This window comes from bacterium (assembly GCA_035529855.1).
Taxonomy (GTDB): Bacteria; RBG-13-66-14; B26-G2; order WVWN01; family WVWN01; genus WVWN01.
Window position 1 is genome coordinate 1 of record DATKVX010000073.1, and the last position, 23,911, is coordinate 23,911.

The following is a 23,911-nucleotide window of genomic DNA, read 5'->3' on the forward strand; positions in this document are numbered from 1 at the left end:
CCGGTGCCGGTCAGGAACCCGGAGTAGCTGTGGATATAGGCCGGCGCGGCCGGAGCCAAAGCCGCCGTAAGCGCGACGACGAAAATCGCCCGAGCTCTCACGTTCGTCATCTAGTCCTCCTTGGGTAACTTCGTTAGTTGCATACCGAAACTCCTATTCGTATATCATAATCGCGGGTTAATATCAAATAATAAACGGGTCGCGGCGACACCCTCCTGCGCCCCCCTACCCCACCGCCTTCCGCAGCATCTTAGCTAAACTCGTCGGCGTCGTCCGCTCGACGGCCACCTCTTTTCCGCTTGCAATCCCGCCGCGGTTTGATATAATTTACCAACGGGCGAGTTTCTCGCCCGTTTTTCTGCGCCCGGCGCAAGCGGAGGTTTCCTAATGTCGATAGTCGCGATGATCGGCGCCCAGTGGGGCGACGAGGGCAAGGGCAAAATTGCGGACGTGCTGTCGCGCGAATGCGCGGCGATGGCGCGCTTCAACGGCGGCAACAACGCCGGCCACACCGTCGTCGGCGGCGAAACGAAAATAGTCCTGCGGCTGGTGCCGGTGGGCATACTGCGGCCCGAGGTCCGCTGCTACGTAGGCCGGGGCTGCGTCGTCAACCCCTCGTACCTGCTGGAGGAACTGGGCCGCGTCGAGGAGTTCGGCGTCGCCGATTACGACTTGACCGTCGACTGGCACTGCCACCTCATACTGCCCTACCACGTGAAGCTGGACCAGGCCGGCGACGAGGCGCTGGGGCGGTGGCGCGTGGGAACGACGGGCCGCGGCATTGGGCCCTGCTACGCCGATAAAGCCGCCCGGCTGGGCTTGCGGCTGGCCGACCTCTTCGACGAAAGGCGTTTAAAGGAGCGGCTGGGGGCGCTCGCCGACCGCCACGCGCCCACGCTCGCGGCGCTGGGCGTCGAACTCGACGAGGAAGAGGTCCTGGCCGGCCTTAAGGACGCCGCGCCCCAACTCGAGCCCTACGCCGGCGACGTCGCCGCGGCGATGCAGGAGGAGGTCGCGAGCGGCGCCAAGGTCCTGCTGGAGGGCGCCCACGGCCTCTTGCTCGACGTCGACTACGGCACGTACCCCTTCGTCACCTCCTCGACGATTCACCCGGGGGGCGCGTACGCCGGCCTGGGCCTGCCCCCGGACGCCATAGGCCGCGTCGTCGGCGTCGTCAAGGCGTACCAGACGCGCGTGGGCGAAGGGCCCTTCCCGACGGAACTGGAGGACGAGCTGGGCGAGCGGCTGCGCAAGCGCGGCAACGAATACGGTTCGACGACGGGCAGGCCGCGGCGGTGCGGCTGGCTGGACCTGGTCCTGCTGAAGTATGCCGTCGAGACCGCCGGGATAAATTTCATCGCGCTGAACAAGCTCGACGTACTGGACGGCGTGGAGCCGGTCAAGGTATGCGTGGCGTACGAGCTCGACGGCCGGCGGCTCGAGCGCGCGCCGGCCCCCTTCGACCGCCTGGATAAGGTGGAGCCGGTCTACGAGGAAATCCCCGGGTGGGCGGACGGCGCGAGCGGCGCCACCTCGTACGCCGCGCTCCCCGCGGCGGCCAAAGAGTACATCGACTTCATCGAGGATTACGCCGGCGCGGAGGTGGCGTTCGTATCCACCGGCCCGAGCCGGGAGGAGGGTTTCATACGCCGGGAGATATTCCCCTAGCACCGGGGTTGCAAAAGGTTACGATATTTGTTATAAAATAGGCCGACGGGAGCCGCTAGCTCAGCCCGGTCAGAGCACCGGCCTTTTAAGCCGGGAGTCCTGGGTTCGAATCCCAGGCGGCTCGAATTAAAACCGCCCTTCGGGGCGGTTTATTAATTAAGCACGTTTTACGATTCACGACGCCCGCTCGGTTTCGTCCTTATTCAAAACCGTATACACTTTCGCGAGCACGGCGCCGTCCATCGCGAGCTCGAAGTGGTCGAGGTCGAAGTAGTAGACCTCGGCTCGAGCGTCCTCGCCGTACGGCCCCACCGCGGACGGCACCGTCACCATGCCGTCGCCGAAGTCGAGCGGCCCCTCGCCCATATAGTTGTCGTACTTGTTGCCGACGATGATGCACACCGGCGGCCTCTTATAACCTTTAGCCTCCGCGTTACTTCGGCCCTCCTCGAGCCAGGTGACGAAGCCGCCGTTCTCCTTCATCTCGAACAGGGCCGGGCTCCGGTAGTCGCGGCCGTCCTCTTTGAGGTTGCCGAAATTCGGCGTCGCGATGAGGACGAGGCTGGCGACGTCGTACCGGTAGCGCAAACGGCGCATCTCGAAATCGGATACGTTGAAGAAGCGGTTCCAGGTGTAATCGCTCTTCTCCTTACGGGGGAACCGGTAGTTCTCGCGCCCGGGCTGGCCCGACTCCACGTAGTACCGGCAGATAAGGCCGCCGGTGCTGTGGCCTATCAGTATAACCTTATCTTTGATGAACCTCTCCTTGGTCCACTTAATAATCCGGGCGAGGTCGTACGCCTGGTACTCGAGGGGCCGGTTGCGCGAGTCGGGGTAGGTATAGGTGACGACGTCGTAGCCGAGGTCGACCAACCCCTGGGCGTGACCCACCGCGGAGATGTCGCGCTGCTCGGAATAGATGAAGCCGGCGAACACCTCCACCTCGCCGTGCACCCGCCAGAAATAGGCGTCGGACGTCCCCATGCCGTGTACCAGGATTACGGGCGGGCCGTGGTATTTCGGATGGTCGAAGTACTTGATGCGCAGCGGGTAGACGCCGGCGGTACCGTGGACGCCGAAATTCGTGACGCGGTAGTCGCCGCCGATGCCGGCGAAGAGGCGGTCCTCGGGGGAAGGCAGGTCGCTTTCGGTCCCCATCGCGACCAACATGAAGATGCCGATTAGCAAGACCGGCAGCGCGGCGGCGTCGCGGAGGACGCAGCCGCTACTTCCTTTATGGGTCCTCATACGTCCGTCGGTTGGTTATACAGCGGCTCACCTCGGCCTTGGTAGATCGCCGCGACCTCGGCGCCGTATCGGTCGGGGGCGTCGTGTACCACGAGCGGCCGCATGACGACCATTTCGCGCGCGCCGCCCAAACGCGCCGCGACCAGAACCAGGTTCGCCGGCTCGCCCGCACGGGGCTGCACGAAGCGGAGCCGCTCGACGTTGAACCCCTGGTCGCCGAGGCCCGAGAATATTTCGGCCAGCCGGCGCGGTTGGTGCACGAAGTAAAACCGGCCGCGTTTTTTTAGCGTAAACGCCGCCGCCAACGCGAGCTCGTCCACGGTCAGCGTCAGCTCGTGACGGGCCGCCGCCTTCCCGGCGCACGGGCTCAAACGGCCGCCGTCGGCCTCCCGGAACGGCGGATTGGCGCACACCACGTCGAAGCGGTTGCCGAACGCCGGCGGCAACTCGCGCAAGTCTCCCTCCACGACCGATACCCAAGCCGACGCCCCGTTCGCGACCACGTTCGCCCGGGCGAGCGCGGCCAGGTCGCCCTGATACTCGACGCCCGTAACGTCGCGGGCGCCCCGGCAGCGCGCCAGGGCGAGGCCGACGACGCCCACGCCGCACCCCGCGTCCAAGACGCGGTCGTCGGCCTCGAAATCCACCCACCACGCCAGCAAGATAGAGTCCAAAGAGAAGCGGTAGCCTTCGCGCGGCTGCGCCAACACCAGCCGGCCGCCGAAGAGCTCACACCTGTCCTTGGCCCCGAGTTGCGGCGCGTTAACGTTCGTCGGCCTTTCCCCCTTCCGCGAGGCCCTCCCGCGGTATGAGTTTCGCCGCCAGTTTCTCGTTGAGGAGGCGGTCGTAGACGGCGGCGGGGCGCTCGGGCGCCGCACCCGGCCGGGAAGCCGCCGCGGTTATGGCGTCGCGCACCTCTTCCGCCGTGATCTCCACGTTCTCGCGGCGCGCCAGCTCGCGTACGATGAAATAGCGGCCCAGCTCGCGGCGCGCCTCCCCCATACGCTCGTCGCGGCTCTTGCCGCCCTCCCCCTCGTCGTCCTCGGGTAAAAATTGTTCCACGAAAGCGTCGTCCAGCGGGACGTCGGCGTGCGCGGCGATGTCCTCCACGAAGCGGCCGTACGCATTAGCATACGAAATTTCGTCGGCTCGAGCCTCCAACCGCACCTTCAACTTCGCCCTCAATTGGCCCAGGCCGTCTTCGCCCAGGTCCTTGGCGAACTCGTCGCCCAGCTCGGGCAGGACCCTCTTCTTGACCTCCGTGACCTCCACCGGCGCGTTGACCTTCTTGCCGGCGTGCCGTTTGGAAGGGTAGTCGGCGGGATAATCTATAGTCAGCGCGAACGTGTCCCCCGGCGCTTTGCCCATCACCTGGCGCGCGAAGGAATCTTCCTCGTCGCGGACGCTCGCCCATACGCCCACCGTAGGTTGCGAGAAACCCTCGGGCGGCTCCTCGTCGAGGAATTTCAAGATTACGAGGTCGCCGTCGAGGCCGCCGCGCCCCTCCACCGGCTCGAGCCGCGCGTTGGCCTGACGCAGGCTCTCGAGCGCCTTCGCGACGTCGTCGTCCGTCACCTTGGGCCGCTCGCGCTTCACGACGAACCCGGCGTAATCGGGCAGCGTTATCTCGGGGAAGACGGCCACCTCCGCGGCGAAGGAGATGGGCCCCCCCTCGGAGGCGGCCGTGACGTTGTAGCGCGGCGAGCTTACGGCGTCGAGGCCGAGCTCGGCGGCGGCGCGCTCGAAGGCCACCGGCACCAGCTCGTCCACTATCGTCTGGACGACGCGGTCGGCGTACGACCGCTTGAGGATGCGCCGCGGCGTTTTCCCCTTCCGAAACCCGGGGACCTTAACGGTGCGGGCGAGCTCGGCGTAGACCGCGGCCGCTTTGACCTGCACCTCCGCCGGCGGTATCTCCACGTCGACGCGGACCGTATTCTTGCCTATCTTCTTCGCTTCGACCATAATTTACCCGTAAAATTTATTTGCGAGAGGCGGGACTCGAACCCGCACGACCAAGGCCACTGGAACCTAAATCCAGCGCGTCTGCCAATTCCGCCACTCTCGCGACTTAGGCCGTTCGTCGTTTCGGCCTCGCCCTCGCGCCCGCGGCGCTGACGGAACGAGGCCGACGTCCACCGGCCGTATATGATTATATAATAGCTTGAGCGCCGCGGCAACCCGCGCGTTGCGCCTCCGCTAGCGCCCGCCGTTACCGCCCGGCCGCGATTTGCGCCGCGAGGCCCCGGACCCGTTCCTCCACGTAGTTGAAAAACTTCTTGTAGCCGACGCAAAGGTAGTTGTGGCCCGGCTCGCCCTCCGGCGTGCCGAGGAAGCGGTTCTTGCAACACTCGCCGTAGCACCACTTCAGGAATTTGCAGGATTGGCACAGCCGCGTCAGCGCCTGCTTCCCGTTGGCGAAGGCCCGTTGCCGCTCCGAAAACGCGAGGTCGACGATGGGCTTGGTGAGGATATTACCCAGGCGGTATTCGGGGTAGACGTAGTGGTCGCACGAGTACAGGCCGCCGTCGGCCTCGAGCGCCAGGCACTTCCCGCACAGCGGCGCCAGCGTGCAGAGCGGCGAATACCGGCCGGAGGCGGTGTAGACCGCGGACTCGAATAAATATACCCACGTCTTACCGACGTCGCGTTTGTACCACTCGTCGAATATCACCCGGAGGAAGGTCCCCCAATCGTCCGGGTCCACGGACCAATCCGTCACGAACGAGTCGGCGGTGCCGGGCAGCGCGGCCGTCGTTCCCAGTATCGGCATCTCCTCAACGGGCCAATGCTGCGGCGGCGTCCGCTCGAAGCTCCTGGGCTCGACGATGGGGATGAACTGCATCGTAACGGCGCCGAGCTTGTCGCGGAGGAAGCGATACACCGCCAGGGGGTCGCGGGCATTATCGCGGTTCACGGTAGTCAGCGTGTTGAAGCGGACGCCGTGCTTGCGGAGGAGGCGCGCCGCCTCCACCACGCGCTCGAACGAGCCGTTCCCGGCGCGGTCGACGCGGTACTTGTCGTGGAAGTGCCGGGGGCCGTCGACGCTCAAGCCCACCAGGAAGTTGTTCTCCTTCAGGAAGCGGCACCACTCATCGTCCAGGAGGGTGCCGTTGGTCTGGAGGTCGTTCTCCACCCGCACGCCCGCCCGGGCGTACTTCTTCTCCAGCGCGACGACCTTTTCGAAAAACGCCAACCCCAGGAGCGTCGGCTCGCCGCCCTGCCACGAGAACACGACCTCCGCGGCGCCGGTTTGCCCCTCAATATTCTGGCGGACGTACGCCTCCAGGACGTCGTCCGATATCCGCGCGTCGCCCGCCTGGCCCAGGAGGTCCTTCTTGCTCAGGTAATAACAATAAGTACACGCCAGGTTGCAGGCCGACGCTACCGGCTTGCACATCACGTGATACCGGACGGTGGGCTCGTCCCAGCGGAATTCGAACTCGGTCATATCTTCAACGTGCGGCCCTGGCCCGGCAGGCCGAGCGCGGCCGCGACGCCCACGAACGTGAAGACGCCCTTTCCTCTCATACGCTACTTCCGGGGAGGGGAGCCGCTCGACGCGAACGAACCCGATACGGGCAGCTCCCCGTCGCTATCCTCTGTTTTCCGATGGGCGGTTAACGCCCCGGCTTAGTGGCCTTTGCTTCCCGGCTTCTGTAGGCCGATAACCTTCACGGGGTACTTCGCGAACGTCGCCGCGTGGCGCAGCCCCTCGCGCGTCAATATGGGGAGGGCCCATTCCAAATAATCGATGCCCACGCTGAACTGCTCCTTGGGGTCCACGTATAAGTTGTAAACCCAGGGCGACAGGCCGACGTCGCTGACGGTTACCTCGCTAACGCCGCCCATCGGCCGCCCGAGCGTCATTACCTTGAGGTGGCCTTTGAACTCCGCGCACCGCACGGCCATGAGGTCGTACTCCGACCACATGTAGACCGCCTCGCGCCTCGTCTCGCCGTCGTCCGCCAGCAGGAACGACGTCTGGTCGACGCCGTCGACGTAGCGGCCGCTCGGGATTTCGCCCGCAATTCCGGCGATGCCGAGCGAGGTATTGAAGAGGTCCATCAGGTCGAACAGGCCGTCGCTGACGCGGCCGGCCTTGATAATGCCGGGCCAATAGGCGATGGCCGGGGCGCGGACGCCGCCTTCCCACGTCGTGCCCTTGCCGGCGCGGAAGGGGGTGTAGCCACAGTCGGGGTACGTGTCTTCGTTCGGGCCGTTATCCGAGGTTACGAAGACGAACGTGTTGTCGCGCTGCCCCTCCTCCTCCACCACTTTCATAAGGCGGCCTACGATGTCGTCCACCTCGACGACGGAGTCGCGGTAGGGCGTAGCCGCCGGGCTTTTGCCCTCGAAGGCCTTGGAGGGCCAGTTGTCCTTGTGCACCTTCGAGAAGGCGTGCACCAGGTAGAAGGGCTTGCCGTCGGCCACGGCGCGTTTGATGAAGCCGGCCGACCACGCCGCGAACTCCTGGTCGCACTTGGATACGTCCTCGGGCGTCGCAAGCGGCTTTACGTTCCTCATCTCGCCGCCCTTCTTGGCCTCCACGACGTACTCCGTGGCGCCGAGGGCGTGGTAGACGGCGAGCCGCTCCGGTTTATACATCAGCGGCCCGTACTTGCGGGCGTCCATATAGGACGTGTAGTCCGATACGACGCCCAAGAAGCCATAGAACTCGTCGTAGCCGACCTCGTGCGGCCTCATACCCTTCCCCTCGCCCAGGTGCCACTTGCCGGACAGGGCGGTCCGGTAGCCGTTGTCGCTGAGCAGCTTGGCCGCCGCTACCTCGCCCGACCAGGGATTGACCGTAATGGGGTCGCCGGCGAGGATGGGCCGGATGAGGCCGGTGCGACAGGGAAGCCGGCCCGTCATTAAGGCCGCGCGCGTGGGGGTGCACGTCGGCTGCGAATAGGCCGAGGTGAGCCGCAGCCCCTCCCGCGCCAGCCGGTCGACGTTGGGCGTGGGCGAACCGACGGCCTCGCCGCCGCCGTAGCAACCGAAGTCGCCGTACCCGAGGTCGTCCACGACCAGAATTATGATGTTGGGCTTCCTCCCGGTCCCGGCCTCGAGCGCCGCTAGCTTTTCGGCGGCTATCTTTTCCTGCTCGGGCCGGGGGATGGCGGGCTCGAGGTAGTCGGCCGTCTTCTCGGCCTGGAAGAACCCGTCCCCGGCCTGGGCCGACGCGGCCAAAACCGCGCCCTGGGCAAGGCCCACCGCCGCACGCAGTCGACGTTTCACGCCCATCTTTGACCCCTTTCGTATTTTGGGTGAACGTTCGCCGGGGCGGGCACCGATTTGGGCCGCCGCGGCCTTAAAACGCAGCCCCGCGCAAAGAACCGGCGGGTTTGAATTAATTATAATCCATAAAATCCTAATTAGCAAAGGGCATTTGGCGTCCCGCCGCCAAACGCGGCCTTCTCTACGCGGCAGCGGGGCGGGCGGCGTATTTAAACGACCCAATATCCCACAACAACATTACTGCCGCGATTCTTATATGCAAACGGCGCGTCCTCGCACGCCACGAACACCTCACAACGGAGGGGCGGTCCACGCCCGCCGGGGCTTACCTCGCCGAATTTTAATTTGATTTAACTCCTCGGATATGTTAGTTTGTGTGTCAAATTGCTACGAAGCACGGCGTTCGCCGGCGAACGGGCCGATTGCGCCGTGAGTTGTTGTGTTGTCTTACTTAGGAGGTAAAATGTCCCGGCAGTACTTGTTCACGTCCGAAAGCGTAACCGAGGGTCATCCCGACAAGGTCGCGGACCAGATTTCGGACGCCATCCTTGACCATATCTTTGGGCAGGACAAATTCGCGCGCGTGGCGTGCGAGACGATGGTCAATACCGGCCTCGCGCTCGTATGCGGCGAAATCACCACCGACTGCTACGTCGATATACCCAAAATAGTAAGAAATACGATAAAAGAAATCGGATATACGGACGCCGAATACGGCTTCGACTTCCTGACCTGCGCCGTGCTGACGTCTATAGACGAGCAATCGCCCGATATTGCCGCCGGCGTCCTCCCCACCGACGCCCGCGAGCAGGGCGCCGGCGACCAGGGGATGATGTTCGGCTTCGCCCTGAACGAAACCCCGGAGTTAATGCCGTTCCCCATCATGGCCGCGCACAAGCTCGCGCGCCGGTTGGCCGCGGTCCGCCGCGACGGCGCGCTGCCCTGGCTTCGGCCGGACGGCAAGTCGCAGGTCACCGTCGAGTACGTCGACGGTCGACCCGCCCGCGTAGACGCCGTCGTCGTCGCGGCCCAGCACCATCCGGAAGTATCCTCCGAAGAGATACGGGCCGGCGTCCTCGAGCACGTCGTCCGGCCCGTCATCCCGGCCGAAATGCTGGACGACGAGACCAAGTACTACGTCAATCCCACCGGCCGGTTCGTACTGGGCGGGCCGCAGGCGGACGCGGGCCTGACAGGCCGCAAGATAATCGTCGACACCTACGGCGGGATGGGCCGGCACGGCGGCGGCTGCTTCTCCGGCAAGGACCCCTCGAAGGTCGACCGCTCGGGGGCCTACATGATGCGCCACGTCGCCAAGAACGTCGTCGCCGCGGGGCTGGCGGACCGGTGCGAGCTGGAGGTGGCGTACGCCATCGGCGTCGCGCACCCGGTCTCGGTAACGGCGGATACCTTCGGAACCGGCAAGATAGGCGATGGAAAAATCGCCGACCTCGTCCGCGACCACTTCGACCTCCGGCCCGCGGCCATTATTGATTACCTCGAGCTCCGGCGGCCCATATTCAAGCAGACCGCGGCCTACGGCCACTTCGGCCGCGAGGAGCCCGACTTCACCTGGGAAAAAACCGACCGCGCCGACGAGCTCCGCCGCGCCGCGGGGCTGTAAATCGCGAGGGGAGAACATGCCGCACGACATTAAAGACGTTAAGTTAGCTCCCGCCGGGAAACTTAAAATAGAATGGGCCGACCGGCACATGCCGGTGCTGGCGCTCATCCGCGAACGTTTCGAGAGCGACCGGCCCCTCGCGGGCCAGCGCATCAGCGCCTGCCTCCACGTTACCACCGAGACCGCCAACCTGGCGCGGACGCTCCAGGCGGGCGGCGCGGAAGTGGCGCTGTGCGCCTCCAACCCCCTCTCGACCTCCGACGAGGTCACGGCCTCGCTGGTCGAGGACTACGGCGTCTCGGTGTTCGCGGTGCGGGGCGCGTCGCGGGATTTATACTATAAACACATCAACCAGGCCCTCGAGCACAAGCCGACCATAACCTTGGACGACGGCGCGGACCTGGTATCCACGGTCCACACCGAGCGCCGCGAGCTCCTGGACGGTATCCTGGGCGGGACGGAGGAGACGACGACGGGCGTCATCCGCCTGCGCGCCATGGCCGACAACGGCGAGCTGGCGTACCCCATCGTCGCCGTCAACGACGCCCTCACGAAGCACCTCTTCGACAACCGCTACGGCACCGGCCAATCCACCGTCGACGGCATTCTCCGCGCGACCAATATGTTGTTCGCGGGTTCGACGGTGGTCGTCGCGGGTTACGGTTGGTGCGGCCGCGGCTTCGCCTCGCGCGCGCGCGGCCTGGGCGCCCACGTCATCGTAACCGAGGTTAACCCGGTACGGGCCCTGGAGGCCCAGATGGACGGCCACCGCGTCATGACGATGGCGGAAGCGGCGCCGTTGGGCCACCTCTTCGTCACCCTAACCGGCGACATCCACGTCGTACGCGCCGAGCACTTCGAGCTGATGCGGGACGGGGCGGTCGTCGCCAACTCCGGCCACTTCAACGTCGAGCTCGACCTCGACGCGCTCGCGAAGATGGCGGCGTCGCGGCGCACGGTCCGGCCCAACGTGGAAGAGTTCACGCTCGCCGACGGCCGGCAAATCTACGTGCTGGCGGAGGGGCGCCTGGTAAACCTCGCCGCCGCGGAAGGGCACCCCGCGGCCGTAATGGACATGTCGTTCGCCAACCAGGCGCTGGCCGCGGCGTACCTGAGCGCCAAATCGGATACCCTCGAAAACCAGGTGTACGCCGTACCTCGGGACATCGACGACGAAGTGGCGCGCCTTAAACTACGCGCCCTCGACATCGACGTCGATACGCTGACCGACGAACAGGTAGAATATCTGGCGTCGTGGCAAATGGGGACGTAGTGAACGGACCGCCGCGGATTTTAAGGCGGGTTGACTACCCGCCTTCGTTTTGTATAATCGGAGGGTCCGGCAGGTAATAAAGGTGCCGAGCGTAAACGTCAAAGCCCCCGTCCGCCGCGCCCCGAGTACGGGCCGGTTCGAAATCTTCAGGAAGTTGAAAGCGGCCCGCGTCCGCCCCGCTCTCCTCGCCGAACTGGACCGCGTCCTGTACGAGTTCGCGCGCCGCGAGGCGGACCAAGCGACGCGGCGATGGTACGCCGGCCGACGCGACGAGGGTATCCCCACCTCGGAGCTGGCCAACGTCACGCTCGCTTACTACGGACGGGTGCTGCGGAAGTTGAGGCCCCACTTCGAGCTGGACTTCACCTTGAAAGGCGACGAGCGGAGTTGTAGATACCGCGGCGTGGAGCAATTCTCGAGCTGGCTCCGCCGCCAACGCAGATTCCGGCCCAAATCCCTCAAGGTATCTTACCTGTCGCCTTCCACCAACGTACTCATCCAATTGAAGAGCAGCTTCGCCGCGGAACGGTCGTACATATGGGCGGCGGGCGACGAACACACCCGGCTGGAACGGTTGTTCCGCGCGCTGTACGAGACACTCGCCGCGTCCCCCGGCAAGTGGGCCCGGCTGCGTTCGTGGCAAGCCAACCTGACGTACGCCACCGTCTGCGCGCTCACGTGCGCGTCCGGCGTCGCCTTCAAGCTCCACGACTTCTCGTGGGCGACCGTCGTCTGCGCCGCTACGCTGGTCGACGTCGCCGTCGCTTCGGCGCTGGTCTTCCTCTTCCGGCAAGGCTGGCCGCAAGTCGAGTACGACTTCGAGGGCGTCGACGTCGCCGGTCGGCGGCTCCGGGTCTTTTTACGGGGCGCGTACGCCGCGGCCGCGGCGGCCTTCACCGCCGCCGGCGCCTGGGCCATCCTCACCTCCTTTGTTCGCATCGTGTGGTGAAAGGGTTCCCGTCACACCCGGGCGCGTGGGCCGTCGCCGGCCGGCGCGCGACGTGGGCCGCGCTGATGGTGTGCGGCCGGGGCGTCGCGGCCGTCGTACGCTACTTGTGGACCAGGTCGCGGCGCACGAAGCTCAAAGGCGCGGCGGCCGCGTTGGTGGCCGTCGTCCTCGTATTGACGCCCTTTGACAAAGGCGACGCCGGCGTCGTCCTCCTCCCCACCGACGGCGCCGAAATCACGCTCCCCCATACGCTCCTCGACGGAAAACTATACAAATTAATCGTCAGCGGGACGTACGTCGGCGCGGGCGACGGCCGCCGCTACGACGCGGAGTACGTAACGGAGAGCGACCCCTTCGATACGCCGCGCTCGTCGCTGGTCATAGACGACCGCCTGGCAACCGCCAACCTCCGCGACGAGGCCAACCACCGCTATACGTACTACGTCGCGGGGCGAGGGCACACCGTCCGCCTCCGCCTTACGGACCGGCTTACGGCGGGCGGCCCCGAAGGCGGGTACTTCGACAACGAGGGTTTTCTGGAGGTAACGCTCGAGGAAGCCGACTTCCGCTTCTACGCCGACGACGACCCGGGCCGTCAATCGCCCGCCATCGTCTTCCGCTACTCGCTCGAGCCGCCGCCCCGCCCCGGCGACGTGGTGTCGTTGGAGGTGTTCGCCCGCAAGGCCGGCGGCGACCGCGAGGTCGTCTTCGACGCCGCGAGCGACGGTTACGTCGACCCGGCGGCGGGTTTTCCGCTCCGGCTCGGGAGAGCCCCCGTTAACAAGTTTACCTGGTACGGCGTCGCGAACAAGGGGGCGCGCGCCTACCAACCGCTGCCCCCCGACCTGTACGACGCGCGCCTGTCGGTCCGGGCCGGCAACGACGTCTTCTACGCCTTTCCGCCCGACGTCAAATCGGAGTACTTGACCGTCGCGGTCCTGCCCGCTTCGTCGGACCCGCGCTACAACCCGCGCCCCGTAATCGCCCAGGACGACCGCGGCCGCAATGCGTTTCCCTACTACAGCCCGCGGGCCACCCACCCCATCCTGGGCCTGCTCGAGGGCGTCGAGAATATATACGCCCCCGGCGAGGAGTACGACGAGCCGGCGTTCCTCTACTATTCGCCCGTGGGCGCCGACGGCGCGGCCGTCGCCTCCGGCGCCGTCTTCTACGTCAAACGCGCGGTGAACCTGGCGCTGGCGACGCTGGCCGAGTGCGACCCGGCGTACGAGTACACGCCGCTGCGCAACATCTCCGGCGTATACGACGACGAGCTGGTCGCCAAACTGGTCGAGCTCCGCAAGCGGCTGCCGTACGACACCTCGGGTGAGGAGCGCATCCTCGACCGGGTGGACAACTTGCCGCCGGCTCGGGGCTACGCCGCGACCGACGAGGAGCTGGGCCGCATCCTGGGCCGGCCCACGCTCGAGCACCTGTTGAACCTAAAATTTACGGTCCAGGGTTTCCCAACCGAGCTGCCGCTGCGCGAGTTCGACAACTACAAGGCGTACGACGAGAGCGACCCCTACCACAGCCTTTACCATACCTTCTGGGAAGTGGGAGGCCGGGTCAACGCCGAGAGGCGGCGCTACAGCTCGCCGCCCGCCTCCGGCGCGCCGACGCCCGGCAAGAAGTACGACCCCTCCGACGCCGACTTCGTCGCGCTCCTTATGGCGATATCGTATCAGGAATGCGGTTTCGTCCACACGCTGTGGGACGGCATCTGCTACCGGGTGGGGCGGGGGCGCGGCTCGGCCACCGGTTATATGCAGTGCACCGCGGACCTCATCAAGGGGACGAACTACAAGATAACCTTTCCGACCGCCGACGGCCTGGTCGCGACGCGCATCAACCGCCTGCCGTATAACTCCCGCTACGCCGTACGCAACGTCGCCCGCTTCAACGTCGAGATCGGCTCGTATTTCCTGCGGGAGGTAATCGACCAGGCCAACAGCGCGTCGTTCGGCAAAACCTTCGCCCGGGCGACGACGGGGGACGGCGCGCTGTCGTGGGCGTCGGCCCGGGGGCGCGTCAACCGCGTCAAGCTCGCCGGCGCGATGTACAACGCCGGCCCGGGCGCGATGCGCGTAATCATAACGGAGGTCTACGACGACCCGGCGACCCCCGCGCGGAACGAGGGCGTCGACTACCTGGTGGAAGATTGCGAAGGGGACCTCGCGCCGTTCCTGGCGCGCTTCCGAAAGGACCTCTACGAGTACTCGCGCGGCCGGAAGAAGTTCCCGCTGCAAAAAAAAGGCGCCGCCGGCACCGAGCGACTCCAAAGGCTCATCCGGTGGCTCGGGCCCTTCTGGCACAAGAAATACGAGGGCATCAGCTGGGAGGAAGCGGCGTTGATGAAGCTCGACCGCGAGGTCATACCGTACGTCGACGGCCTGGCGACGAACTATATAAACTTCCGAAAAAACGACGCGTACTATTTCAAGGCCAGGAATTTCTACGGCCTGTGGCACCGGCCGCAACGCGTCGCGAGCATCGCGGACGTCATCAGGCCGGCGCGAGGGATACGCCGCCGGCCTTAATCGTAGACCTCGTCTCCGCCCGCGGGCGGGTCAGGGCGTGCGCCCCAGCTCGGCCGCACTCGACGGCTCGAGCGCGTAACGCTCGCCGCGCTTAAAATCGATCGTCTCGTCGAGCGTGACCGCGTTCCCCCTCTTCACTATCACGTGGTGCCGCCCCAACGGGATGCGGAGCCCCGCCGCCGGCGCGTCCGCCACGTAGTTGCCGTCCACGAAGATCTTTCCCCCGTCGCCGCCGACCGCCAAGACCGCCGCCGGTTCACCCCGTCCTGCACCGACGTCGACTTTATCGGACTCGAGCTCGGCCGCCGCCTCCAACGCCACGTTCGTCCCGGCGACATAGGCCGGCTCGGCGTAGGAGTACTTCGGCAGACGCGCCACCGCCCATTGGACGCCGTATATCACGGACGCCGCGAGCGCCGCGCCGGCGAATATTAAAATGAGGTTGCGCGGTCGGCGGAGACGATGGCTGAATCGCCGCTCGCGGATCTCATAACCGGCTTTGAGCTCTTTTTGAATTAAAGGGTCTTGCGACACATCCGGCGGCGGGTCGCCCCTCCCGTGCCGAACGCTCTCGCGGGCCGCGGCCAACGTCTCCTCGAAGTAGCTCGGCTTATCGGCCGTCATCGGCTCCACGTCGTAGACTTCTATCTCGACGTCGGCTCCGGCGTCGGCCCCCAGCTCCGCGCCGCATTCGACGCAATTCGCCGCGTCGTCCGGATTGTCGGCCCCGCATAGAACGCAGCGTCTAGCCATCTCGGACTGCATCCTTCTCTTGCGATAATTGAACCTCGTCGGCCCCTTCCGCGAAGCGGGCCAACATCGCGAGCGTTACGTCCTCGACCGCCGCGCCCTCGCCGACGGTAAAGGTTACGAAAGTCTTGCCGCCGCGCCCCGCTTTCGCGTCGACGCCCGTCACTTCGGCCGGGACATCCGCGGTAGACGCCCGCTCGAATTCGTCCTTACCGAATTCCAACGTTACCAGCGGGCCGCTTATGTTGACGGCGCGAACGCCGGCTTTGGCTCCCCACAGGCTTATCTTTCGCACCGTTAATAAATGGTCCACCGCGACCGGCCGCGGCCCGAAGCGGTCGCGGAGCTCCTCCGCCAACGCCGCCACCGCGGCGTCGTCGCCGGCCTCGCTCAACCGCCGGTAGATGCCGAGCCGCTGCCGCTCGTCCGGAATATACGACGCCGGTATGAACGCGTCAAAGTCCAAGCGCACGTTCACTTCCGCCGGCCGGAGCACTTCCTCACCCTTCAACCTGGCGACTTCGGCGGCCAATATCCTGGTATAGAGCTCGAGCCCTACGGCCGCCAAAGCGCCGCTCTGCTCCGGCCCCAGCAAGTTGCCGGCGCCGCGGATCTCGAGGTCGCGCATCGCGAGGCGGAAGCCGGAGCCGAGCTCGGTGGCGTCCTTGAGCGCGGCCAGCCGCTGGCGCGCGGCATCGGTGAGGACGTGGCTCGGCGGCGTGAGCAAGTAGGCGTACGCCCGGGCGTGGGAGCGGCCCACCCGCCCCCGCAGCTGATGGAGCTGACTCAGGCCGAAGCTGTCGGCGCGGTTGATTATTATGGTGTTCACGTTGGGGAAATCCAGGCCGGCCTCGATGATGGCGGACGAGACGAGCACGTCGAACTCGCCGTCGGCGAAGTCGTGCATGATGCGCTCGAGGTCGCGCTCCCTCAGCCGGCCGTGGGCCACGCCAAACCGCGCCTCGGGCACCAGCCCCCGTAAGTAGTCCGCCACGCCGTCGATGGTTTGCACGCGGTTGTGGACGAAGAACACCTGCCCTCCCCGGCCCAGCTCGCGCCCCACGGCGTCGGCGATGAGGTCCTCGTCGAAGGGCGAGACGACGGTGTGGATGGGCAAACGCTCCAGCGGCGCGGTCCCGATGAGCGAGAGGTCGCGCAGGCCGGCGAGCGCCATGTGGAGCGTGCGCGGTATGGGCGTGGCCGTGAGCGTCAGGACGTCGACCAACCTGCGCATCTCCTTGATGCGTTCTTTGTGGGCGACGCCGAAGTGCTGCTCCTCGTCCACGACCAGCAGGCCCAGGTCCGCGAAGGATACGTCGCGCGAGAGGAGGCGATGGGTCCCGATGACGACGTCGACCTTGCCGGCGGCGAGTTCCGCCAGAATCTCCTTCTGCTCCTTGGGCCTTTTGAAACGGCTCAACATCTCGACGCGTACGGCGAAGGGGGCCAAGCGCTCGCGGAAAGTCGCGTAGTGTTGGTCGGCCAGCACCGTCGTCGGGACCAGAACCGCGACCTGTTTGCCGTCGGCCACGGCCCGGAGGGCGGCGCGCACCGCGACCTCCGTCTTACCGAAGCCGACGTCGCCGCACACCAACCGGTCCATAGGCTTTTCGCCGGCCATATCCTGGGCCACTTCCTCTACGGCGCGGAGCTGGTCCGGCGTCTCGGCGTAGCGGAAGGTCTCGGCGAGCTCCAGCTCCCACGAGGGCTCGCCCGCGAAGGCATGGCCGGGGCGCGCGGCCCGGGCGGCGTAGATGTCTATCAACCTGCGCGCGAGCTTCTCGGCCGACTTCTTGGCGCGGGAGCGGGCGCGCCGCCAGGAGGCGCCGCCCAGCCGGTCGAGGGCCCTGGTGCGCGGGTCGCCGCCCACGTACTTGTACACGACGCGCAGGTTGTAGACCGGGACGTACAGGCGGTCGCCGCCCTCGTAGGTGAGCGTGATGAACTCCTCCCGGTGGTCGCCCACGGGAAGGGTGGCGAGCCCTTCGAACCGCCCCACGCCGTGGTCGGCGTGTACGACGAGGTCGCCGGGCTCGAGGTCGAACGCGGAGGTTATCTTTACGGCGTCCTCGCCCGGCTGGAAGCGAGGGAGACGCCGCCGGCGCGCCGCGGGCCTGCGTCCCAACACTTGCCGGGCCGGGAAGACGGCCAGGCCGACGTCCTCCCACACGAAGCCCCGCCGCGACGGCTTGACGTCGTACTGCAGCGGCAGCCCGTCGGCGCGGCCCGCGACGATATCCCGGAACCGTTCGCCCTGCTCGGCGCGGTCGACGTGCACCACCGCCCGGCCCCGGCGCCCGAACGCTCGTACCTCGTCCACGAATAAATCCAGCCGGCCGGCGAGGTGGTCGACTTCCCGGGCGCGAAAATCGGCGCCGTCGCTCGCCGCGCCCGGCTGAACCGTTACGACGTTGCCGCCCGCCCGGGCGAACGCCCCCAGGAATTCGTCGAAATCGACGAATATCTCGTCGGGGCGCGGAAAAGGAAAGGAGGGCTTGGCGGCCTCGCCGGCCTCCGCCGCGGCCGCGGCGACGGCGTCCACGTCGTATAGGACCAACAGCGGCGTCCGCGCGAAGTATTCGGCGACGGTGGCCGTCTCCTCGAATAGAAAGGGGAGCAGGTTCTCGACGCCGTCGACGTACCGGCGCACGTCCAGCGCCTCGTACGCTTCCTCCGCGGCGTCGTCGCCGAAGCGCGCACGGATAATCCGCACCGCGCGGTTCACCCGGTCGGGGGAAAGCACCACTTCCCGCGTGGGGTAGACGGCGAGCTCGTCCAGCTCGCCCGCCCGCCGCTGCGTCCACACGTCGAAGCCGCGCGCCGACTCGACGACGTCGCCGAAGAGCTCGAGGCGCGTAGGCCCCTCGGCGCCCGCGGGGAAAATATCCAGTATCGCGCCGCGGCGCGCGTATTGCGCCGGGCCTTCCACCATACCGACGCGCTCGTAGCCGAGCCACGGTAAATATTGCTCGAGCTCGGCCAAATCCAGGGCGTCGCCGGCGCGGTACCGCCGGACGGCGCTTCGGAGCACGTCGGGCGGCGCGAGCCGACGCCGGAAGGCCGCGGCCGACGCCACGCACCACGGCCGGCCCTCCGCCAACGACAGCAGCGCCTTGACGCGCGACGCCGACGTCTCGAGACTCGGCGACACCGCCTTGAGCGGAACGACGTTGTACGGCTCGAGCAGCGCGGCCTCCTCGCCGGCATAGGCCTCGCCGTCCGCGGCGAACTCCTCCGCCTGCTCGGCGGTCGCCGTCAACGTCAATACGGGGACGTCGAGCTCGCGACGCAGCGCGGCGACGAACAGCGGCGCGGCGCCGCCGGCGAGGCCGCCCACCGGGACGGTCCGGCCGCGCCCGGCGCGCAACTCGCCCGCGACCTCGCGGAATGCGGCGTGGCGGGCAACTTTTTCACAATAATCCATAGGATTAGGGCGGGAAAAATACTTCTGTAATTATACCATATGTTCGGCTTCGATGACCACTCGGGAAACTCCCCGCGCCTGGGCCTTAACTCTTGACCGGGCAACGCGTTATGTTATGCTTGCGGGATTATGGCTCCCATGAAGCGTCGCATCGCGAAGAATACCACCGCCCTCCTCGCCACCCGGATAATCAACCAGGTGGCGGGCTTTTTACTCGTAGTATACGCCTCCCGCCGGCTCGGGGTCGAGGACTTCGGGAAGTATTCGTTCGTCGTCGCCTTCTACCTGGTCTTCGAGTTGATATCCTTCTTCGGCCTGCAAAACTTCCTTCCCCGCGAGATAGGCCGGCGCCGGGAGGAGGCCGGGAAGTACTTCGTCCACGCCGCGGCGCTGGTGGCCGGCGCAGCGCTGGTGCTGGTGGCCGTGATGAACGGCGCGGCCGCGGCGTACGGCCTGGCGCGGGATACGTACTTAGCCGCGGTCGTCGCCTCCCTGGGCCTCGTACCGGCGTCGCTGGGCGCGGCGGCGGAATCCTCCTTCATAGGCATCGAGAAGGCCGAGTTCATAACGCTGCTCGCGTTCGTCAAGCGCACGCTGGTAACGGCCGTAAGCATTCTGGTCCTGTGGCTCGGGTACGGCGTGGTGGCGCTGCTAATCGTGCGGGCGGCGGTGGAGTTCGCGTCGGCGTGCTTTTCGGTGCCGCTGTGCCTGTGGCAAACTCGCGCCGGCCGCGTCCGCTTGGAGTGGGCGTTCTTCCGGCGGCTGCTGCGCGGGGCGATGCCGTTCGCCGGCCTAGCGGTCCTGGCCTCGATATACTGGCGCCTCGACGTCCTCTTGCTGCAGCGGCTGGTGGGGCCGGCGGAGGTAGGCATATACTCGGCGTCGTATCGCCTGATGTTCCTCTTGACCCTCGTCCCGGAATCGTTCATGAACGCGGTCTACCCCAACCTGGCGCGGACGTGGCGCGAGGACCGGCCGCGGTTCGTCCGGCTGGCGGAGCGCTCGCTAAGGTACCTGGTCGCGTTCGCGCTTCCCGCGGCGGCGGGCGCGTTCGTCCTGGCCGAACCGGTGGTCCTGCTTATTTACGAGGCGGACTTCGCGCGCTCGGTGGCGGTATTCTCCATCCTGATATTCGCCGTCGTCCCCATCTATATGAACAACGTCTTCTACCGGGCGCTGTTCGCCGCGGAGCAGCAGTTCAAAAGCGTCGTCATACTGGTCGTGAATATTTTGGTGATGGCGGGCACCGGGATTTGGCTTATACCGCGCTGGGGTGCGGTGGGAGCGGCGGCCGCGCTGCTGATTTCGCTGGCGGCGGCCCTCGTCCAGAATTACTTCTTCACCTTCGCGCTCGTCTACCGGAGCCGGTTGGGCGGCGCCGCGGCCCGTACGGCCGTCGCGGCGGCGATAATGGGCGTCGCGATATGGGCCGTGAGGCCGTTCCTCCCCTGGCCTTCGCTTATCGTGGTCGGCGCCGGCCTCTACGTACCGTTGTTGTTCCTGCTGCACGCGTTGGGCGGCGAGGATGTCGCGGCCATAAAGGAGGTCCTAGGCTTCGGCGGCCGCAACCGCGGCGTCGGCCCGCGTCGCGAAGGCGGGGAAAAATAACTATACTTTCGGCGGGAACTATGTTAGCGTAATCTCACGTCAAGTGCCCCGAACAGGCAACGCCGCGGGTAAAAACTGCGTATTTATGGCCGAAAACAAAACGACGCTCGAGCCCAGGTGGCTCTGGTACGCGATTTCTTTTATCCTGCCCGTCGTGGGCATAATCCTGGGCATTATCTACAGGCGCAAAGAAGCGCCCGAAAGCCTGGATTTCGGTAAAAAGACGGTAATCGCGGCCGTCGCGGGCATAGTGGCGTGTTGCGCTTTATACGCCGTATGGTTTTTCGTCTTGGGCGCCGTGGAATGGCTGAAATAAGGGGAAGCGATGAGTAACGGCGATAAACCGCTCGAGCCCGCCTGGTTGTGGTACGTACTCTCTTTCATAATCCCGATACTGGGGATAATTTTGGGCGCGATTTACATGGGGAAACCGGAACCGGAAAACAAACGCTTCGGCAAGAACTGCATCATCGCCGCCGTAATATCCTTCGTCGTCGTCGCGTGCTGCGTCGTACTTTACATAATATTCGTCTTTGGCATAATAGGCACTAATATATTCGGTACCGCGATGAGTACGTAAATCCCGTAACTATTTATTCCCACGGAGGTATGACGGATGACGAACGGTAACAAGCCGCTGGAGCCGAAGGTACTATGGTACATCCTTTCGTTCATTATCCCTCTGCTCGGTATTATCCTCGGCATTATTTATATGCAGAAGCCCGAGCCCGAGGTAAAAGCCTTCGGCAAGAACTGCCTTATCGCGGCCATCGTCGCGGCCGTCCTGTGTATCCTGTGCTGGATTATCTCGATATTGGTCGGCGGTGTCGGTATACCACTGATAAGTTAGAATAGGTTTAAAAGCCGCCCGACCCGAATGGGTCGGGCGGCACAAACATGATCGACAATAACTTGTCCAAACGGCGGGGCTTAGCTATAGCCTCTCTCGTATTAGGGCTCGTAGGTTTAATCGGATTCGTGATACCTTTGATAGGTATAATTTGCGGAGTGATAGGGGTGACTTTTGGGGGAATTTGTTTAAAAGAAACAAATATTAACCGCAACGAAAAAAATATGGCCCGGTGGGGTCTGGGATTAAGTATAGCAGATATCGTTATCAGCATCTTTATGATCCTATTATGTATCTTCTTCTGGGGTTTTGCCCAACTCTTACCTATAGATTAGAAAAAAGCGGTAGACGGTTTACCATCCGTATAAACAAAGGAGGAAGAAAATGAAAAGCGGCAAAACCGCAGCTTCTTTTAGTTGCGTGTCGTTTTCGTTTTTGATAGTTATCTCGATCCTATTCTTCGCCGGAATAATAACTAACGGATACGGACACTTAACCCAAAAGGGGGATTATTTAAATTCCCCATTAAATGCTTCTACGGTAAACGTACCTTCGCCTAAAAACCAAACTGAAGAACCCGAATTAGGACCCGAAGGTTGCGCGGCATGCGGAACGTGTGGCGGCAGCATCATCATTTTAATTCTAATACCTGTAGTCTATTTCGTCGTCAATATATTCTTATTAGTATGGGTAGCTAAAGATGCAAAGAATCGAGGGATGGATAGCCCGGTAATATGGATGATTTTGGTTTTCTTATTCGGCCTAATACCTTTTATAATTTATTTCTTTGCCCGGCCTTCGGGTAATATAGTCCAATGCGCGCATTGCGGGAATAAGAAATTAGAAGCAATGAAAACGTGTCCCCATTGCCACAATTAAAATTTGACCGGATACGGTTAATCTTATTGCTTTTATCTTTTTCCTTATTTTCGGCGGGCGTAGCAATCGACAGTTCGCGGCCCCCGCCCGAACAAATACTTGTTCGTACGGCCGTTAACGCGATTAATATTTACCAAAAATCGAGAATCCCGTTATTATCCGGTAGAACAAGGTGTAAATTCTACCCTACATGTTCTGATTACGCAAAACTTGCGTACTTAAAATCCGGTTTTTTTCCCGGTTCCGCTATGGCCGCTTATAGGATTATTAGTTGCTCCCCTTTGACAAATAGTGAGAAATACCCAATTTACGACTATCCTTAATATCTACGAGTCTTAGGTCATATTCCCATACGCCTAACCCCGAAGGGGTAGGTCGTGTGCAAAGGGTGTCACCCCATGGCCGACGGCGAAAGGCCCCCGGAGCCACGGTGGCTTTTTTACGTATTGTCTTTCATCGTTCCGCTGGCCGGCATCATAATCGGCGTAATATATATGACCAAGGCCGACCCGGCGAGTAAAAAGTTCGGCAAAAACTGCATCATCGCCGCGGTGGCCGCCATCGTCGCCTGCTGCCTTTGCTACGTCCTGTACTTCTTCGGCGTCTTCAGCCTAATCGGCCTGAGCGGCGCCTTCTCTTAAACCGAAGTCCAACTATATATAAAAGATGAAGCCGGCTCGCGAGGGCCGGCTTTTTTGCAGTTGGCCCGAGGTTGCGCTGTCCGTTTCGTCCTCTAGGCGGACGCGAAGTATCTTTAATTATAAATTGACACCGGCCGCGAAATATATTATCAATTATTTAACGTGGACAAACGGTTACCCCATACGCGGATAACCTAGGCCGTTCGCGCGCGAAGGGTACGTTTTTCGCGAATTCTTTATTCGTAAAATCATAAAGTGGCAAGGAGGCGCTCAAGTGACGAAAACAGCAAAGATTTGGCTTATCATCGGGATCGTAGTCGTCGCCGTTTTGTTAATCGGCTGCCTAATTACCGTAGCCTGCTTCGGCACTATCAGGCTATCCGAAGAAGCGAGTAAGGGCGCGACGCCGTCGCTGGAAACGCCCGTCGCCCCCAAAACCGAAGCGCCGGTAACCGAAACTCCCGAACCGTCGGGCGCGGTTACCTTGGCCAATTTCAACGAAGTCCAGACCGGCATGACCTACGGCGACGTTTCCGAGGTATTCGGTAGCCCGGGCGAGCTAACCGCCCAATCGGAATTCGGCGGGTATAAGAACGAAATTTACTCTTGGACAGCGACAAAAGGTTTCGGCAGCGCCACCGTAACCTTAATGAACGGCAAGGTACAGAGTAAAGCCCAATTCGGCCTAGAATAGAAAAACGGCGGCCGGACCGCGGGTCTCCTCCACCGGCTATAATTTACCCCCAACCCGGCCGTAGCGGCTCCGCCGTTGTCAAACCATAATTAAATATGCCGTAAAAAGCCGGCTCGCTCGAGCCGGCTTCTTTACCTTGTTATTTTCAAACGGCCACGGTAACCCCTGGAGGCCGCGTAACGGCCTGCGATTTAAAACGACAGGCCCAGCGACATCGTATGCGCCGCCTCCGCGGTGAAGTCCTCCTCCACGTAGGCGTAATCGAAGCCGACGGCGTAGCCGCCCCGCGGCAGCAACACCGCGGCGCCCAGCGTCGGCGCGCCGTCGTCCAGCCCCGCCCGCAGCGCGATACGCTCATCCAACCAATACTCCACGCCGCCGCGGTACCGCCGGCACTCCTCCTGGCCGGCGTCGGCCTGGAATACGAGGAGCAACTTCTGCCAGGGCCGCACGCCGAAGCCGAGCAGCGCGCGCGTCGGCACGTCCTCCTCCGGCCCGGTCTCCGTCTTCTCCCAACGGAGC

At 64.1% G+C, this 23,911-nt stretch carries 20 protein-coding genes and 2 tRNA genes; 13 read left to right on the top strand and 9 right to left on the bottom strand.

Annotated elements, in window-relative coordinates; all coding sequences use genetic code 11:
- Positions 1-387 precede the first annotated feature (387 nt).
- Positions 388-1,668: an adenylosuccinate synthase gene (locus VMX79_07635; protein HUV86971.1), complete on the top strand. Its 1,281-nt coding sequence runs from the start codon at positions 388-390 to the stop codon at positions 1,666-1,668.
- A 49-nt stretch (positions 1,669-1,717) separates the two neighbouring features.
- A tRNA-Lys gene (locus tag VMX79_07640) sits at positions 1,718-1,792 on the top strand.
- A 50-nt stretch (positions 1,793-1,842) separates the two neighbouring features.
- Here VMX79_07640 and VMX79_07645 read toward each other — a convergent pair.
- From VMX79_07645 to VMX79_07670, 6 genes are all read right to left on the bottom strand, one after another.
- Positions 1,843-2,916: an alpha/beta hydrolase gene (locus VMX79_07645; GenBank protein HUV86972.1), complete on the bottom strand. Its 1,074-nt coding sequence runs from the start codon at positions 2,914-2,916 to the stop codon at positions 1,843-1,845.
- Positions 2,913-3,626: a methyltransferase gene (locus VMX79_07650; protein HUV86973.1), complete on the bottom strand. Its 714-nt coding sequence runs from the start codon at positions 3,624-3,626 to the stop codon at positions 2,913-2,915. The genes VMX79_07645 and VMX79_07650 overlap by 4 nt, the downstream gene beginning before the upstream one ends.
- 52 nt (positions 3,627-3,678) lie before the next feature.
- Positions 3,679-4,881, bottom strand: a complete 1,203-nt coding sequence (tig, locus tag VMX79_07655; GenBank protein HUV86974.1) for a trigger factor — start codon at positions 4,879-4,881, stop codon at positions 3,679-3,681.
- Between the two features lie 21 nt (positions 4,882-4,902).
- Positions 4,903-4,984: transfer RNA gene (locus VMX79_07660), tRNA-Leu, on the bottom strand.
- Positions 4,985-5,128: 144 nt separating this feature from the next.
- Positions 5,129-6,367, bottom strand: a complete 1,239-nt coding sequence (locus VMX79_07665) for an anaerobic sulfatase maturase (GenBank protein ID HUV86975.1) — start codon at positions 6,365-6,367, stop codon at positions 5,129-5,131.
- A gap of 182 nt (positions 6,368-6,549) precedes the next feature.
- Positions 6,550-8,157, bottom strand: coding sequence for an arylsulfatase (locus VMX79_07670; protein ID HUV86976.1), 1,608 nt, complete (start codon positions 8,155-8,157; stop codon positions 6,550-6,552).
- Between the two features lie 463 nt (positions 8,158-8,620).
- Here VMX79_07670 and metK point away from each other — a divergent pair, with 463 nt between their 5' ends.
- The 4 genes from metK to VMX79_07690 all read left to right on the top strand — a co-directional run bounded on the left by metK (position 8,621) and on the right by VMX79_07690 (position 14,543).
- Positions 8,621-9,781 (top strand): methionine adenosyltransferase, encoded by a 1,161-nt coding sequence (gene metK, locus VMX79_07675; protein ID HUV86977.1) that lies wholly within the window; start codon positions 8,621-8,623, stop codon positions 9,779-9,781.
- A 16-nt stretch (positions 9,782-9,797) separates the two neighbouring features.
- The gene (ahcY, locus tag VMX79_07680; GenBank protein HUV86978.1) at positions 9,798-11,054 is read left to right on the top strand and encodes an adenosylhomocysteinase; all 1,257 of its coding nucleotides are present in this window, start codon (positions 9,798-9,800) and stop codon (positions 11,052-11,054) included.
- Between the two features lie 82 nt (positions 11,055-11,136).
- Entirely contained in the window at positions 11,137-12,003 is an 867-nt protein-coding gene (locus VMX79_07685; GenBank protein HUV86979.1) for a hypothetical protein, read from the top strand.
- Positions 11,997-14,543, top strand: coding sequence for a hypothetical protein (locus VMX79_07690; GenBank protein ID HUV86980.1), 2,547 nt, complete (start codon positions 11,997-11,999; stop codon positions 14,541-14,543). Before VMX79_07685 ends, VMX79_07690 begins: the two co-directional genes overlap by 7 nt.
- Positions 14,544-14,573: 30 nt before the next feature.
- On the opposite strand, the gene VMX79_07695 is transcribed toward VMX79_07690, so the two are convergent.
- Together VMX79_07695 and mfd are read right to left on the bottom strand one after the other, a co-directional pair.
- The gene (locus tag VMX79_07695; protein ID HUV86981.1) at positions 14,574-15,296 is read right to left on the bottom strand and encodes a PEGA domain-containing protein; all 723 of its coding nucleotides are present in this window, start codon (positions 15,294-15,296) and stop codon (positions 14,574-14,576) included.
- Positions 15,289-18,717: a transcription-repair coupling factor gene (mfd, locus tag VMX79_07700; protein ID HUV86982.1), complete on the bottom strand. Its 3,429-nt coding sequence runs from the start codon at positions 18,715-18,717 to the stop codon at positions 15,289-15,291. The genes VMX79_07695 and mfd overlap by 8 nt, the downstream gene beginning before the upstream one ends.
- A 138-nt stretch (positions 18,718-18,855) precedes the next feature.
- Here mfd and VMX79_07705 point away from each other — a divergent pair, with 138 nt between their 5' ends.
- The 7 genes from VMX79_07705 to VMX79_07735 all read left to right on the top strand — a co-directional run bounded on the left by VMX79_07705 (position 18,856) and on the right by VMX79_07735 (position 23,389).
- Complete coding sequence (locus tag VMX79_07705) at positions 18,856-20,325, top strand: flippase (protein HUV86983.1); 1,470 nt, start codon at positions 18,856-18,858, stop codon at positions 20,323-20,325.
- Between the two features lie 85 nt (positions 20,326-20,410).
- Complete coding sequence (locus tag VMX79_07710) at positions 20,411-20,641, top strand: hypothetical protein (protein ID HUV86984.1); 231 nt, start codon at positions 20,411-20,413, stop codon at positions 20,639-20,641.
- A gap of 9 nt (positions 20,642-20,650) precedes the next feature.
- Positions 20,651-20,905, top strand: a complete 255-nt coding sequence (locus tag VMX79_07715) for a hypothetical protein (protein ID HUV86985.1) — start codon at positions 20,651-20,653, stop codon at positions 20,903-20,905.
- Between the two features lie 36 nt (positions 20,906-20,941).
- Entirely contained in the window at positions 20,942-21,175 is a 234-nt protein-coding gene (locus VMX79_07720; GenBank protein ID HUV86986.1) for a hypothetical protein, read from the top strand.
- An 857-nt stretch (positions 21,176-22,032) separates the two neighbouring features.
- Positions 22,033-22,377, top strand: coding sequence for a membrane protein insertion efficiency factor YidD (yidD, locus tag VMX79_07725; protein ID HUV86987.1), 345 nt, complete (start codon positions 22,033-22,035; stop codon positions 22,375-22,377).
- Positions 22,378-22,431: 54 nt separating this feature from the next.
- On the top strand, positions 22,432-22,695 hold the full coding sequence (locus tag VMX79_07730; GenBank protein HUV86988.1) for a hypothetical protein: 264 nt from the start codon (positions 22,432-22,434) through the stop codon (positions 22,693-22,695).
- 274 nt (positions 22,696-22,969) lie between these two features.
- On the top strand, positions 22,970-23,389 hold the full coding sequence (locus VMX79_07735; GenBank protein ID HUV86989.1) for a hypothetical protein: 420 nt from the start codon (positions 22,970-22,972) through the stop codon (positions 23,387-23,389).
- 191 nt (positions 23,390-23,580) lie between these two features.
- Here VMX79_07735 and VMX79_07740 read toward each other — a convergent pair.
- The coding region (locus VMX79_07740) for a hypothetical protein (GenBank protein HUV86990.1) at positions 23,581-23,911 on the bottom strand (331 nt) is incomplete at its 5' end.

Coding starts and splice junctions, on each gene's coding strand:
- VMX79_07635 (HUV86971.1), top strand. CDS start 388: ATGTCGATAGTCGCGATGATCGGCGCCCAGTGGGGCGACGAGGGCAAG.
- VMX79_07645 (HUV86972.1), bottom strand. CDS start 2,916: ATGAGGACCCATAAAGGAAGTAGCGGCTGCGTCCTCCGCGACGCCGCC.
- tig (HUV86974.1), bottom strand. CDS start 4,881: ATGGTCGAAGCGAAGAAGATAGGCAAGAATACGGTCCGCGTCGACGTG.
- VMX79_07665 (HUV86975.1), bottom strand. CDS start 6,367: ATGACCGAGTTCGAATTCCGCTGGGACGAGCCCACCGTCCGGTATCAC.
- metK (HUV86977.1), top strand. CDS start 8,621: ATGTCCCGGCAGTACTTGTTCACGTCCGAAAGCGTAACCGAGGGTCAT.
- ahcY (HUV86978.1), top strand. CDS start 9,798: ATGCCGCACGACATTAAAGACGTTAAGTTAGCTCCCGCCGGGAAACTT.
- VMX79_07695 (HUV86981.1), bottom strand. CDS start 15,296: ATGGCTAGACGCTGCGTTCTATGCGGGGCCGACAATCCGGACGACGCG.
- mfd (HUV86982.1), bottom strand. CDS start 18,717: ATGGATTATTGTGAAAAAGTTGCCCGCCACGCCGCATTCCGCGAGGTC.
- VMX79_07705 (HUV86983.1), top strand. CDS start 18,856: ATGAAGCGTCGCATCGCGAAGAATACCACCGCCCTCCTCGCCACCCGG.
- VMX79_07710 (HUV86984.1), top strand. CDS start 20,411: ATGGCCGAAAACAAAACGACGCTCGAGCCCAGGTGGCTCTGGTACGCG.
- VMX79_07715 (HUV86985.1), top strand. CDS start 20,651: ATGAGTAACGGCGATAAACCGCTCGAGCCCGCCTGGTTGTGGTACGTA.
- VMX79_07720 (HUV86986.1), top strand. CDS start 20,942: ATGACGAACGGTAACAAGCCGCTGGAGCCGAAGGTACTATGGTACATC.